The following is a 13,773-nucleotide window of genomic DNA, read 5'->3' on the forward strand; positions in this document are numbered from 1 at the left end:
CAGACGGCCTGTGTTGTGCAGGAAAAACCATGCATCCCTACACCATAAACCGCGCCCAAGCGCACGATTTGGCCGCCATCGTCGAGATTTACAACAGCACGGTGGCCAGCCGCCAATCAACCGCCGATTTGAAGCCCGTGAGCGTGGCCGAGCGCCAAGCCTGGTTTGATGCCCACACCGGCGCGCGGCCTTTATATGTGCTGGGCAATGCCGATGGCGAAGTGCTCGCCTGGGGCTGCTTCAGCGATTATTACGCGCGCCCGGCCTACCACATCAGCGTGGAAATCAGCGTGTATGTGCGCCACGATATGCGCGGCGTGGGCGTGGGCAAAATCTTGCTGCAATATATGCTCGAGCAAGCGCCCTCGCTGGGCATACGCAATATTTTGGCGGTGATTTTCGGCCACAACCACGCCAGCATCCGCCTGTTTCACACGCTGGGCTTCCAAGAATGGGGCCGCCTGCCGCGGGTGTGCGATTTGGAAACACAGGAAGCGGATATTGTGATTTTGGGCAAACGAGTGGTGGCCTGAGCCGCGCAGATTAACCTTTTTGCCGGCAAACACAAGCGAGGCCGTCTGAAACCTTTCAGACGGCCTCGGCATATCATGCAATGATGGTATAACGAGGGTTTGCGGGTTTGAACCGCTGCTATAGTGGAATGCAAAAAAAAGTGACACAACGGGTAGGTTGGGTTGAAAACCCAACAAGCCACAGGCCGTCTGAAACGTTGGGTTTGGCAACCCAACCTACCTGTTATAGCGCGTAGCCTTTGTAGGTCGGATTCTCGAATCCGACATTTGGCCGCGAGGCCGAACATATAGTGGAGTGTAGGAAAAAGTGACACAACGGGTAGGTTGGGTTGAAAACCCAACAAGCCACAGGCCGTCTGAAACGTTGGGTTTATCAACCCAAGCTACCTGTTATAGTGCGTAGTTTTATATCACTTTTTCTTGCATTTCACTGTATGGCCTCCCCGCTCGGCGGCAGCCCGTCGCGGCGGGGCGCTTATCTTATTTCAGGGTTTGGTATAATATCCGCTTTTTTCACGCCTGATTTGCCATGCTCTCTTTTATCCGCCGCTATCTGCCCGCGCCCGAGCGCTTGGCCGTGCTTTTTCTCGGCATTGTGATTCCGCTTTTGATTGCCGGTGAAATTGCCGAAGAAGTGTTGGCGCAAGAGCGTTTTGCTTTCGAGCAGCCGCTGATGATGTGGGTGCACACCCATATCGGCCCGGCTTTCACGCCGCTTGCAGTGGCGCTGCACTATATCGGCAGCACGCCCGTGGCCGTGGTGCTCTCCATGCTTTTTGCCGCTTGGCATTACCTGCGCCGCCACCGCAGCTGGGCGGTGTTTATCCTGCTGGGCACGGCGCTGCCCACGGCGGTGATGTTTGTGGCCAAGCAGTTTTTCAATCGAGCGCGCCCCGAATTTTGGCCGCGCATTATCCAGGAAACCGGCGCATCGTTTCCCAGCGGCCACAGCACGTTTGCCGCCGCGCTGGCCACGGTGGTGGTGCTGGTTTATTGGCAATCGCCGCACCGCGGCCTGATTATCGCCGCCGCGGCCGCTTTTGCCCTGCTGATGGGTTTATCGCGCATTGTGCTGGGCGTGCATTATCCTACCGATGTGCTGGTGGGCTGGATCACCGGCATGAGCACCGTGCTGGGGCTGCATATTGTGATGTATCGGCGGCTGCCGCACGCGTGATGCCACCGGGCTTGCCGTCGGGAAAACAGGCCGTCTGAATCTTTTTTCAGACGGCCTGTTGCCATATTATGATATTATCAAACAGGCACCGATGAAGGTTGCCAACCATATTGAAATGCAAGAAAAAGTGGCACAAAACTGCACTCTACACAGCGCAGGTTGGGTTGGTAAACCAAGGTTTCAGACGGCTTGTAGATTTGTTGGGTTTACAACCCAACCTACCCGCTGTATCACTTTTTTATGCATTCCACCATATCACCAAGCAATCATCACTCAATTAAATCAAAGCCTTAACCAACCACCATGCCAATCATATCCACCCTTCCCCCTTTACACACCCCGCGCTGGCTGCGCGGCGGCAATATCGAAACCCTTTATGCCAAATCGCTGCAACCGACGCCGCCGGCTTATCGACGCGAGCTTTTGCCCGACAGCACCGGCCAAACGCTGGTGGCTTATGATTTTATCGACAGCCCCCGCGCCGATGCGCCGCTGCTGGTGCTGTTTCACGGTTTGGAAGGCAGCAGCCGCAGCCATTATGCCGCCGCGCTGATGCATGCGGTGGCCGCACACGGCTGGCACGGCGTGGTGGCGCATTTTCGCGGCTGCGGCGGCGTGGCCAACACCGCGCCGGTGTATTACCACTCGGGCGACAGCCGCGAAATCGAATTTATGCTGCAAACGCTGTCTGCGCGCTACAGCACGGTGTATGCCGCCGGCGTGTCGCTCGGCGGCAATGCGTTGGCCAAATATCTGGGCGAACAAGGCAGCCGCGCCCTGCCCCGCGCCGCGGCCGTGGTGTCGGCGCCGGTCGATCTCACCGCCGCCGGCACCCGTTTCGACAAAGGCGCCACCCGCCTGCTCTACACCCGCTATTTCCTCAACACGCTGATTCCCAAAGCGCGCGCGTTTGATTTCCACACCGAAGCGCTCAGCCGCTGCAAAACGCTGTCTGATTTCGACAACGCTTTCACCGCGCCGCTGCACGGCTTTCAAAATGCCGCCGACTATTACCGCCGCGCCTCCTGCAAACCGCTATTGGGCGCCATTGCCACGCCCACGCTGCTGCTCAATGCGGTGAACGACCCTTTCCTGCCGCCCGAAGCACTGCTCTCTGAAAAAGAAGTGTCCAAAGCCGTCACCCTGCTGCAACCGGCGCACGGCGGCCATGTCGGCTTTGTGAGCGGGCACGGGCGCGGCCATTTAAATTGGCTGCCGCAAACGCTGCTGGCTTATTTCGGTGCGGTGGGCGCGTAAACCACAGGCCGTCTGAAACTTTAGTTTCATGCGTACGATTACGCTGCGCTAATCGTACCTACGCGGTTTCAGACGGCCTCGGCATCATGTTTGCGTTTACAGCCGATTTCCCTATAATGCGCAAAACTTCAGCCAACAGGATTATTTGTGAACACCACCGACATCATCCACATTATCGGCACCGCCGCTTTTGCCGTGTCCGGCTATCTGGTGGGCGTGCGTAAGCGGCTGGATTTGCTCGGCGTGCTGATTGTGGCGCTGCTCACCGCCATCGGCGGCGGCATGATGCGCGATGTGCTGGTGGGGCGCGTGCCGCTGGTGTTCACCCAACATTCGGCCATCATCACCATCGCCCTCACGCTGGTGGCCGCTTGGCTTTTCAAGCTGCAAAACCAGCGCGGCAAAACGCTGGCGGCTTCTTTTTTGCTGGCCGATTCGCTCGGGCTGGTGGCTTTCACCATCACCGGCGCGCAAGTGGGGCTGATGTATGATTTAAACCTTTTCGGCGTGGTGATGCTGGGCTTTGTTACCGCCGTGGGCGGCGGCATTGTGCGCGACACATTGGTAAACGATATTCCGATGATTTTGCGCAAAGATTTTTACGGCACGGTGTCGGTGATTATCGGCCTGGCGCTTTATCTGCTCGATGCGGCCGGCTGGGTAAACCTTTTCACACTCAATATTCTGCTGTGGGGCGGCTACGCGCTCAGGCTGTGGGCGCACCGCGTGGCTTGGCGGCTGCCTCGGTTTTAAACACGCCCGCATGCGTTTGCATCAATATGATTGAAAACCGAAAGGCCGTCTGAACATTTTCTTTCAGACGGCCTGGTTGTCGAATGAAAAACGCGTGCGTGCCTGCGGCACACACCCTATGCGCCCGATGATTGGTTTTCGAGAACGCTTGTTTTTGAAAAATAAAAAAAACAATAGCTTATGCATTAAAAAGGCCGTTTGAAAGAAAATATTCAGACGGCCTCATGTTTTCCGGCAACCGGTTTACACCTCTGCCCATTGGCGCAATAAATTGTGATAAGTGCCGGTGAGCACCACCAGCGCTTCGGTGTCGCCATGCTCGGCGCGCAGGGTGGAGATGGCGCGATCCATATCGAAAAGCAGGGTGCGTTTTTCGTCGGAGGGTATCATCGATTGCGTCCAGAAAAAGCTGGCCAGCCGCTGCCCGCGCGTAACCGGCATCACACGGTGCAGGCTGGTGGCGGGATACACCACCATATCGCCGGCGGCCAGTTTCACGCTGTGGCTGCCGTAATTGTCTTCAATCACCAATTCGCCGCCATCGTATTCTTCGGGGGCGTTGAGAAAAAGCGTGCTCGACACATCCGTGCGCACCCATTGTTGGGTGAAAGGATCCATGCGCACGGCATTGTCGATGTGGTTGCCGAAATTCTGCCCTTCACGGTAGCAATTAATCAGCGGAGGAAACACGTTTTTCGGCAACACGGCAGAGAAGAATTCGCTGTTGCGCAACACGGCGTTTTTCACCATTTGCGACAAGGTCTGCGCCGCTTCGCTGTGCTGCGGCAGCTGCAAATTATTTTTCACCTGCCCCGATTGGCTGCCGGCGGTGATTTTGCCGTCAGCCCACGGCGCTTCGGCCAAAATGGTTTGCGCCTGTGCCAGCTCTTCGGCGCTGAATACGTTTTCGATATGCAATAACATAAGCGGCTCTCATTGTGATGAAAATGGTTTGAAGCAACCATGGTTCAATTTTCCGCCTGAAAATTAAACCATGGCAACTCATACCCATTCGAAAAAATAACCTAACTGCGTTGGCTCGCCTTGCCGCACTATTGATTCAGCAATTTAATATTGAACATTTTCAGATACCGGCAAACAAGCCTTTGGCTTGTTGCCCTCTCCCTAGCCCTCTCCCACGGGAGAGGGAACAGGTTTCTGCTGCGGGTAAGAGGATGTGAATATTCAATAATTAATTGCCGCATCTATAGGTGTACTGTCTTCGGCTCGCCGCCTTGTTATCTTATTTTTTCGAATGGGTATCATTCGGAAAAAGGCCGTCTGAAAGGTTTCAGACGGCCTTTTCACACGTTAAAACTTATAAGCAAATGTCACAATCGATGCGCGACGGTCGCCCGGAATCGCTTGCTGGCGGTGGCCGGTAGAGAAATATTTCTTGTCGAACAAATTGTTAACATTCAGCTGGGCGCGATAGCTGCGGGTTTCGTAATTGAGCATGGCATCCACGGCGGTGTAGGAAGGCAGTTTTTGCACCATCACCGGGTTGCCGCCGCGCGAAGGCATGTGGGTGTAGCGGTCGCCCACATAGCGCACGCCCAGGCCGGCATTCACGTTTTCAGTGATGCGGTAGTTGCCCCACACGTTGGCCGTGAATTTGGCGGCAGCCTCGGGGAAATAGCCGTCAAGCTGCGCCACGTTGGGGTTGCCGGCATCGGCGCTCATTTTGCCGTTGGCCCACACAAGGTTGCCGATTAAATTAAGTTTGTCGGTGATGCGGCCGGCCACTTCCATATCGAGGCCATACACTTTGATGTGGTCGATAAAGCCGGCATCGCGGTAGTATTGCTGGGTTTTTTTGGTGTGGAACAAGGCGGCGTTTACGGTAAGCGCGTCATCAAAAAAGGCGTGTTTGGTGCCCAATTCGATGGTGCGGGTTTCTTCCGGCTCGGCCACGAGCTGCGAGGGGTCGAGCGAGTCGTTTTGGCCGGTCACACGATAAGCCACGGGGGTCACGGCGGTGCTGTAGGTCAGGTAGGCATTATGGCCCTCCACCGGTGTCCAAATCACGCTGCCGTTATATGTCCACACATTGTCGGTGCGCGATGTTTTGCTGCCGCCGCCTGATGGCGCATTTTCGGTTTTGATGTGGTTGAAGCGCACTCCGGCAATGGCAGTCCACTGCGGCGTGATTTCCACAATATCGCTCACGCCCATGCCCACGGTGTGCGTGGTGAGCACGCTCGGATCTGGGTTGGTGCGCGTCCAGTAAAAGTTTTCCGTGGGCTTGCCGTGGTGGAAGCCAATGGGGTTGGTGGTGGGCGCGGGCGTGCCGTCGGCATTGAAAAAGCTATAAGTGTGGCTGAAGTTTTTGCGTTTTTCGCGCGTGAGCTCAGCATTCACCAACACATCATGTTTCAAGCGGCCGGTGTCGAATTTCATATTGAAATCGGTGTGGTTGGTCCACGTGTTGGCATCGTAATCCACCACTTTCACCGCATTGCCGCTCAGGCCGCGCGCGACCAAACCGTTGGCATTGAGCCGCGGCGGAATGCCCATCATGTCGTAGCGGGTGCGGCTGTAGCGCGTGGTGTTGCTGATTTTCATGTTTTCGTTGAATTGGTGATCCAGCTTGGCTGTGAAGGCATCGCGTTTGATGTCTTCAAAATCGGTGTTGTAGCCGAAAAATTGATCAATCGCCTCCACCGCTGCGGTGCGGGTGTTGGCACCGGTATTTACATAAGGCACGCCGAAATCGGGCACGTTGTTTTCATCATCGTGTTTGTAAGAGAGCTCCAATTGCGTGTCGCCCGTCATGCCGAAAATCACCGAAGGCGCAATGCCCCAGCGCTTTTTTTCCACCGGCTTGCGGCGCGATTCCACATTTTCGCCCATGGCGTTGATGCGCACGGCGATGTCGTCGTTAAAGGCATAATTCACATCAGCGGTGGCGCGCTTGAAGCCTTGTGTGCCCAAGCCCACGGCCACTTCGCCGCCGCGACCGGCATAAGGCGATTTGCTCACCTGGTTAATCACGCCGCCGGCTGCACCGCGCCCAAACAAAGCTGCCGCACTGCCTTTGAGCACTTCCACGCGCTCGGTGTTGTAAGTGTCGGCATTGAATTGGGCAGCCGAGCCGCGCAAGCCGTCGTCAAACACATCGCCGCCCGCATGCATGCCGCGGATAATCGGCACTTCGGTTTGACCGCCTTCGCCCGCCTGAAAAGTGATGCCGGCATTGCGCAGCGCGTCTTTCAAATCGGTGGTGGCTTGGTCTTGCATCACTTGCTGGTTGATCACGGTAGCGCTTTGCGGAATATTCTGCACATCTTGCTCGCGCTTGCCGATGGTGGTGTTGGGTGCTTTATAGCCGCTGCGGATCAGCTGGCTGCCGCGCACCTCTACCGCTTCCAATTCAGCTTTACTTTCCGCCGCCATCAAGGCCGGGCTCATGGCCGCAGCCAAAAGGCCTGCGCCCACCATTTTGCTGTGTTTGCGTGCCTGCTTAATCACGCCTGCCGACTTCTTTTCAGCCATATCTGTTTTGCTCCTTGTTTTGATGTGTTGCTTGAATGATGTGTGATGCCCGTTTTAACCATAGCCCGGCTGCCTTAGCCGCCCGGTTATCTGATTTTTGAGCTACGTATTACTGTTTTGAATGGGCATGCCGCCAAAGAGCTGCACAAACCGGCTGCCCCCTGCCGGCTATCCGGCATATTTACAGAGGCCATCCATCACTTTTCAGCCGGCCTGCATTTGCTTTTCTGCCCATGAGCCAAGGTTTTATTTACGAAAACCCGCAAACCTTAACAAGGATAATACAAATCTATATCAAACACAAATTAATATCATTTATATTCATTGAAAATAAAAGAATTATGATAGATATATTTATTTTTAAAATCTATTTCAGACGGCCTCTCCACTCTTTCGTCGCACCGCCATAAGCCGTATAATCAGCCTTTCCCGTTTGCGCCCACCACCGCCCCATGACCGATATTCTGAATAAAATCCTCGCCACCAAAGCCGAAGAAGTGGCCGCTGCCAAAGCCGCTGTGCCGCTTGATGAAATCAAGCGGCAAGTTGCGGCTGCCGCGCCCGCCCGCGATTTTCTCGCTGCGATTCACGCCAAGCATGCCGCCGCGCAGCCGGCTGTGATTGCCGAAGTGAAAAAAGCCAGCCCCAGCAAAGGCCTGATCCGCGCCGATTTCAACCCGGTGGAAATCGCGCTTGCTTATGAGCGCGCCGGCGCGGCCTGCTTGTCGGTGCTCACCGATGCGCCTTATTTCCAGGGCGCGCCCGAATATTTGCAGCAAGTGAAAGCGGCGGTGGCGCTGCCGGTGTTGCGCAAAGATTTTATGATTGACGATTATCAGGTGTATCAGGCGCGCGCTTGGGGCGCAGATGCCATTTTGCTGATTGCCGCCGCGCTGGAAGCGGCGCAGCTCGAAGCGTTGGAGCGCACCGCGCACGAATTGGGCATGACGGTGTTGCTGGAATTGCACGATCAAAGCGAATTGGCCAAATGCCGCAAGCTCACCACGAAGCTTGTGGGCGTAAACAACCGCAACCTGCGCACATTCGACGTGTCGTTGCAGCAAACGCTGGATCTGCTGCCCGAGCTTGGCGGCAAAACCGTGGTCACCGAAAGCGGCATCACCGGCAAAGCCGATGTGGCTTTTATGCAAAACCACGGCGTGCACACTTTTTTAATCGGTGAAACCTTTATGCGCGCCGACAACATCGAAGCGGCGGTGAAAAGCCTGTTTTAAGAAGGCTCTGAAACGCCGGCGTAGGGATTTTGCCGGCATTTTGATGCCAAGGCGCGCTTAGGCTGTCCTAAGCCCGATTGCATGAAAGGCCGTCTGAAACATTCAGACGGCCTTTCATATCGATAAATAAACTCTTATACAAACAACCAGATAGCTTGTTTCAAGCTTGTTTTTCCGCAAAAATGCCGCATGTTGAATTTGATTCTCATCTCTATGTTGATTTTATTCAGACGGCCTTGCGCTGAAACAGGCCGTCTGAACACACAAGGATAATCCCATGGCCGTCATCATCAAAAACGCCGAAGAAATCGAACAAATGCGCGTGCTCGGCCGCCTGGCCGCCGAAGCGCTCGACTATATCGGACAATTCGTCAAACCCGGCGTCACCACCAACGAATTAGACAAACTGATTTACGATTACCACGTCAACGTGCAAGGCGGCTATCCCGCCCCGCTCAATTATGGCAACCCGCCCTATCCGAAATCGTGCTGCACTTCGGTAAACCATGTGATCTGCCACGGCATTCCCGACGACAAGCCCTTGAAAAACGGCGACATTGTCAACATCGACGTTACCATCAAAAAAGACGGCTTTCACGGCGATTCAAGCCGCATGTTTGCCGTGGGCAACATCAGCCCGCAGGCGCAGCGGCTGATCGACGTTACCCACCAAAGCATGATGGCCGGCATTGCCGCTGTGAAGCCGGGCGCCACTTTGGGCGACATCGGCTATGCCTGCCAGCAGGTTGCCGAAAATGCCGGCTATTCGGTGGTGCAGGAATTTTGCGGCCACGGCATCGGCCGCGGCTTTCACGAAGAGCCGCAAGTGTTGCATTATGGCCGCAAAGGCCAGGGGCTGGTGCTGGAGCCGGGCATGATTTTCACCATTGAGCCGATGATCAACCAAGGAAAACGCCATTTGCGCATCCTGCCCGACGGCTGGACCGTGGTGACAAAAGACCGTTCGCTCTCGGCGCAATGGGAGCATGAAGTGCTGGTTACTGCCGAAAGTTGCGAAATACTGACGGTGAGCCCGGCCTCCGGCAAGCCTTAATTTAGCCTAAATCAAACATTAATGAATTTAGATGAATTGCTCTATTTATCGTTAAAACCTTTTGATTCTAAATAAATTAAAGCTAAGAGACGCCCCATAGTCAATATGAATGTTAACGCTAGAAAAAAAATATCAAACTTCTATTGCATCTCCTGTCTAAAGTCTTATACTTTACTACCTGCAGTTAATAATATATCATATATGTTATTATCGTTAACGGTATTAAAGTTGGCTGAAACTATTCTGGCTTTAAACTCAAATAAGAAAAGAAGGAAATTTAATGAAATCGTTCGAGCAAATCGAAAACATTCGCGACATCCGCAAAAAACTCGGCTTGAACCAAATGGATTTTTGGAGCCGAATCGGTGTTACCCAATCGGGTGGCTCCCGCTACGAGTCTGGCCGCAACATGCCCAAGCCCGTGCGTGAGCTGCTCCGTTTGGTGCATATCGAAAATGTGGACCTGGCCAAAGTCAACCGTGAAGATTTAACCATCGCCACGCTGTTGAAAGAACGCCAACCCGAGCTTTATGCCTCTTTGAAAAAAGAAGCCAAAGCAAAATAAGCCTTTGCGCTTATGCAAGCTGCCCGTCTGCCTGAGTGCAAACGGGCAGCTTCCGCTTGGTTTTCAGGCCGTCTGAAAGCATCCGGCATAGGTTTCAGACGGCGATTGCGCTATAATCCCACGATTCAAACTTATTCACCCAGCAACACGCCAAACATCATGCTAAACAAATACAATCCCGCCGAAATCGAAACCAAACACTATCGAGCCTGGGAAGCCGCCGGCCATTTCCAGCCGCACATGGATTTGGGCAAGCCTTCATTCTCTATCCAACTGCCGCCGCCGAATGTAACCGGCACGCTGCACATGGGCCACGCCTTCAACCAAACCATTATGGACGGCCTCACCCGCTATTACCGCATGAAAGGCTGCAACACCGCTTGGATTCCGGGCACCGACCATGCCGGCATCGCCACCCAAATCGTGGTGGAGCGCCAGTTGGCCGAAGAAGGCGTGTCGCGCCATGATTTAGGCCGCGCAGGCTTTTTGGAAAAAGTGTGGGCGTGGAAAAACGTATCCGGCGGCACGATTACCGAGCAAATGCGCCGCATGGGCTGCTCGGCCGATTGGACGCGCGAATATTTCACCATGGACGACACCCGCGCCGAAGTGGTGACCGAAGTGTTTGTGCGCCTGTTTGAGCAAGGCTTGATTTATCGCGGCAAACGATTGGTGAACTGGGATCCGGTGCTGGGCACGGCGGTGTCTGATTTGGAAGTGGAAAGCGTGGAAGAGCAAGGCCATATGTGGCATATCCGCTATCCGCTGGCCGGCAACCCCGCCGAAGCGGTGATTGTGGCCACCACCCGCCCCGAAACCCTGCTCGGCGACGTGGCCGTGGCGGTGAATCCTGAAGATGAGCGCTATGCCGGCTTGATCGGCCAAGAATTGCTGTTGCCGCTCACCGGCCGCCGCATTCCCGTGATTGCCGATGAATATGTGGAAAAAGATTTCGGCACCGGCTGCGTGAAAATCACGCCCGCACACGATTTCAACGACTATGAAGTGGGCAAACGCCACGACACCCGCCTGATTAATGTATTTGATTTAGAAGCCAAAGTATTGGCTGAAGCCGAAGTGTTCAACTTCAAAGGCGAAGCGCAAGCCGGCTTTGCCCTGCCCGCCGCTTACGCCGGCCTCGACCGCTTCGCCGCGCGCAAACAAATGCTGGCCGACCTCGAAGCGCAAGGCTTATTGGCCGACACCAAACCGCACACGCTGATGACGCCCAAAGGCGACCGCACCGGCTCGGTGATTGAGCCCATGCTCACCAGCCAATGGTTCGTGGCCATGAGCGCCACGCCCAATGGCGGTGAGCCCGACAGCGAATTCAAAGGCATGAGCCTGGCGCAAAAAGCCAAACACGCGGTTGACAGCGGCGCGGTGAAATTCATCCCCGAAAATTGGGTTAACACTTATAACCAATGGATGAACAATATCCAAGATTGGTGCATTTCGCGCCAATTGTGGTGGGGGCATCAAATTCCCGCTTGGTATGATGAAAACGGCAACTGCTATGTCGCAAAAACAGCATTTCATGCCTACTACCAAGCTTTTTCCGAGCTGTATATCGCCCAACAAAACCAAGGCAAAATCGATGACCAGGTGTTTGCCCTGATGTCCGATTTTTGGCGCATGGCCGAAAAAGCAGGCCGCACTCAAATGCCGGCTGAGCCATTGGCCGGCGAAACCCATTATTCCAACGCCGAAGGCTATCTGAAAGCCCATGAAGCGGAAGTGCAAGCCTTGATTCAACGAGCCCAAAGCCAAGGCATTAAGCTCACCCGCGATGAAGACGTGCTCGACACTTGGTTCTCCTCCGCACTCGTGCCCTTCTCCACTTTGGGTTGGCCGTCTGAAACCGATGATTTGAAAGCCTTTTTGCCAAGCAATGTGCTCGTTACCGGCTACGAAATCATCTTCTTCTGGGTGGCGCGCATGATTATGATGACCACCCATTTCACCGGGAAAGTGCCGTTTAAAGACGTGTATATCCACGGCATGGTGCGCGACCACGAAGGCAAAAAAATGTCCAAATCCGAGGGCAATGTGATCGACCCGGTGGATTTAATCGACGGCATCGACTTAGAAGCCCTGCTGGTGAAGCGCACCACCGGCCTGCGCCGCCCCGAGCGTGCGCCGCAAGTGAAAAAAGCCACCGAAAAATTATTCCCCGAAGGCATTCCCGTGTTCGGCACCGATGCGCTGCGCTTCACCATGGCCAGCTACGCCAGCTTGGGGCGCAGCATCAACTTCGATTTCAAACGCGCCGAGGGCTACCGCAATTTCTGCAACAAATTGTGGAACGCCACCAATTTCGTGCTGATGAACGTGGAAGATAAAGACTGCGGCCAAGACGAAACCCAGCCATTGGCCTACACTTTTGTCGACCAATGGATTATCGGCCGCCTGCAACAAACCGAAGCGGCCACCGCCGAAGCCTTCGACACCTACCGCTTCGATTTGGCAGCGCAAACGCTGTATGAATTCGTGTGGAACGATTTTTGCGATTGGTATATCGAGCTTGCCAAAGTGCAGCTGCAAACCGGCTGCCCCACCACGCAGCGCACCACCCGCCGCACCCTCGTGCGCGTGCTCGAAGTGATTTTGCGCCTGCTGCATCCGATTATGCCCTTTATCACCGAAGAGCTGTGGCAAACCGTCGCCCCACTGGCCAACGCCAAACACACCGACAGCCTGATGCTCGCCGCTTGGCCGCTGGCAGACGAAGAAAAAATCGTGCCCGTCGCGTTCGACAAAATGGCCGCGCTGCAAGATTTAATCGGCGCCGTGCGCAATCTGCGCGGCGAAATGGGCTTGGCGCCGAGCGTGAAAGCGCCCTTGTTTGTCGAAGGCGGCAGCGAGCTGGAAGCCTTGCTCAAATATGTGCCGATGATGGCGCGCCTCACCGAAGCCAAGCTGGTTGAGAAGCTGCCCGAAGCCGACGATGCGCCCGTGGCCGTGTGCCAAAACGCGCGCCTGATGCTGAAAGTGGAAATCAACAAAGCCGCCGAAAGCGCACGCTTGAGCAAAGAAGCCGAAAAATTGCAAAAAGCGCTCGACAAGCTCGAAGCCAAGCTCGGCAAACCCGGCTACACCGACAAAGCACCCGCGCACTTGGTGGAAAAAGACCGTGCCGAATTGGCCGATTTGGAAAACAAAATGGCCAAAGTGCAAAGCCAGCTGCTGAAATTGAAAGACTGAGCCCGGCAATACTTGAGGCCGTCTGAAAGCTTTTCAGACGGCCTCAAGTATTGCCATTGTAGGTCGGATACTCGTATCCGACATTTACCGCAGCCCTAAAAATCTTGTTCTGCGAACAAGCGTCGGATTCGAGAATCTGACCTACGCGCTGTGTTGTTTCACGGGAAATAAAACGATGCCGTCTGAAAGCTTTCAGACGGCATCTGTGCGCTATAGTGGAATGCATAAAAAAGTGATGCGGCGGGTAGGTTGGGTTGCAAACCCAACGTTTCAGACGGCCCGTGGGCTGTTTGGTTTTTGGGGGTGTGGGCAAGCTTCGTGCGTACGATTACGCTTTGTTTTAACAAAGCTAATCGTACCTACACTTGCTGAAATTGAAAGACTGAGTCTGGCAACACTTGAGGCCGTCTGAAAGCTTTTCAGACGGCCTCAGGTATTACGGTTGTAGGTCGGATACTCGTATCCGACATTTACCGCAGCCCTAAAAATCTTGTTCTGCG

Annotated in this window: 11 protein-coding genes; 8 read left to right on the forward strand and 3 right to left on the reverse strand. The window is 54.7% G+C overall.

Annotation, left to right across the window (positions count from 1 at the left end; translation table 11 throughout):
* Positions 1-29 precede the first annotated feature (29 nt).
* The 4 genes from EV680_RS04665 to EV680_RS04680 all read left to right on the forward strand — a co-directional run bounded on the left by EV680_RS04665 (position 30) and on the right by EV680_RS04680 (position 3,720).
* Positions 30-533 (forward strand): GNAT family N-acetyltransferase, encoded by a 504-nt coding sequence (locus tag EV680_RS04665; protein WP_132953580.1) that lies wholly within the window; start codon positions 30-32, stop codon positions 531-533.
* A gap of 529 nt (positions 534-1,062) precedes the next feature.
* On the forward strand, positions 1,063-1,710 hold the full coding sequence (locus EV680_RS04670) for a phosphatase PAP2 family protein (protein ID WP_132953581.1): 648 nt from the start codon (positions 1,063-1,065) through the stop codon (positions 1,708-1,710).
* Positions 1,711-2,013: 303 nt separating this feature from the next.
* On the forward strand, positions 2,014-2,967 hold the full coding sequence (locus EV680_RS04675; RefSeq protein WP_132953582.1) for a YheT family hydrolase: 954 nt from the start codon (positions 2,014-2,016) through the stop codon (positions 2,965-2,967).
* Positions 2,968-3,114: 147 nt separating this feature from the next.
* Entirely contained in the window at positions 3,115-3,720 is a 606-nt protein-coding gene (locus EV680_RS04680; protein ID WP_132953583.1) for a trimeric intracellular cation channel family protein, read from the forward strand.
* Positions 3,721-3,963: 243 nt separating this feature from the next.
* On the opposite strand, the gene EV680_RS04685 is transcribed toward EV680_RS04680, so the two are convergent.
* Positions 3,964-4,644, reverse strand: coding sequence for a Fe2+-dependent dioxygenase (locus EV680_RS04685; RefSeq protein ID WP_132953584.1), 681 nt, complete (start codon positions 4,642-4,644; stop codon positions 3,964-3,966).
* Between the two features lie 387 nt (positions 4,645-5,031).
* Positions 5,032-7,215, reverse strand: coding sequence for a TonB-dependent receptor (locus EV680_RS04690; RefSeq protein ID WP_132953585.1), 2,184 nt, complete (start codon positions 7,213-7,215; stop codon positions 5,032-5,034).
* Positions 7,216-7,667: 452 nt separating this feature from the next.
* On the opposite strand from EV680_RS04690, the gene trpC reads away from it, so the two are divergent.
* The 4 genes from trpC to EV680_RS04710 all read left to right on the forward strand — a co-directional run bounded on the left by trpC (position 7,668) and on the right by EV680_RS04710 (position 13,273).
* Positions 7,668-8,450 (forward strand): indole-3-glycerol phosphate synthase TrpC, encoded by a 783-nt coding sequence (gene trpC / locus EV680_RS04695; RefSeq protein ID WP_132953586.1) that lies wholly within the window; start codon positions 7,668-7,670, stop codon positions 8,448-8,450.
* 277 nt (positions 8,451-8,727) lie between these two features.
* Positions 8,728-9,504 (forward strand): type I methionyl aminopeptidase, encoded by a 777-nt coding sequence (map, locus tag EV680_RS04700; protein ID WP_132953587.1) that lies wholly within the window; start codon positions 8,728-8,730, stop codon positions 9,502-9,504.
* 280 nt (positions 9,505-9,784) lie between these two features.
* On the forward strand, positions 9,785-10,069 hold the full coding sequence (locus EV680_RS04705; protein WP_132953588.1) for a helix-turn-helix domain-containing protein: 285 nt from the start codon (positions 9,785-9,787) through the stop codon (positions 10,067-10,069).
* A gap of 159 nt (positions 10,070-10,228) precedes the next feature.
* Positions 10,229-13,273, forward strand: coding sequence for a valine--tRNA ligase (locus EV680_RS04710; protein ID WP_132953621.1), 3,045 nt, complete (start codon positions 10,229-10,231; stop codon positions 13,271-13,273).
* Positions 13,274-13,431: 158 nt separating this feature from the next.
* On the opposite strand, the gene EV680_RS04715 is transcribed toward EV680_RS04710, so the two are convergent.
* Positions 13,432-13,620, reverse strand: coding sequence for a hypothetical protein (locus EV680_RS04715; RefSeq protein ID WP_132953589.1), 189 nt, complete (start codon positions 13,618-13,620; stop codon positions 13,432-13,434).
* Between the last annotated feature and the right edge of the window lie 153 nt (positions 13,621-13,773).

The sequence above is a fragment of the Uruburuella suis genome (genome assembly GCF_004341385.1).
In the GTDB taxonomy this organism is placed as follows: domain Bacteria; phylum Pseudomonadota; class Gammaproteobacteria; order Burkholderiales; family Neisseriaceae; genus Neisseria; species Neisseria suis.

Bases quoted from the DNA above. Each gene is read 5' to 3' on its own strand.
- EV680_RS04690 (WP_132953585.1), bottom strand. From the start codon at position 7,215: ATGGCTGAAAAGAAGTCGGCAGGCGTGATTAAGCAGGCACGCAAACAC.
- EV680_RS04685 (WP_132953584.1), bottom strand. From the start codon at position 4,644: ATGTTATTGCATATCGAAAACGTATTCAGCGCCGAAGAGCTGGCACAG.
- trpC (WP_132953586.1), top strand. From the start codon at position 7,668: ATGACCGATATTCTGAATAAAATCCTCGCCACCAAAGCCGAAGAAGTG.
- map (WP_132953587.1), top strand. From the start codon at position 8,728: ATGGCCGTCATCATCAAAAACGCCGAAGAAATCGAACAAATGCGCGTG.
- EV680_RS04665 (WP_132953580.1), top strand. From the start codon at position 30: ATGCATCCCTACACCATAAACCGCGCCCAAGCGCACGATTTGGCCGCC.
- EV680_RS04705 (WP_132953588.1), top strand. From the start codon at position 9,785: ATGAAATCGTTCGAGCAAATCGAAAACATTCGCGACATCCGCAAAAAA.
- EV680_RS04670 (WP_132953581.1), top strand. From the start codon at position 1,063: ATGCTCTCTTTTATCCGCCGCTATCTGCCCGCGCCCGAGCGCTTGGCC.
- EV680_RS04675 (WP_132953582.1), top strand. From the start codon at position 2,014: ATGCCAATCATATCCACCCTTCCCCCTTTACACACCCCGCGCTGGCTG.
- EV680_RS04710 (WP_132953621.1), top strand. From the start codon at position 10,229: ATGCTAAACAAATACAATCCCGCCGAAATCGAAACCAAACACTATCGA.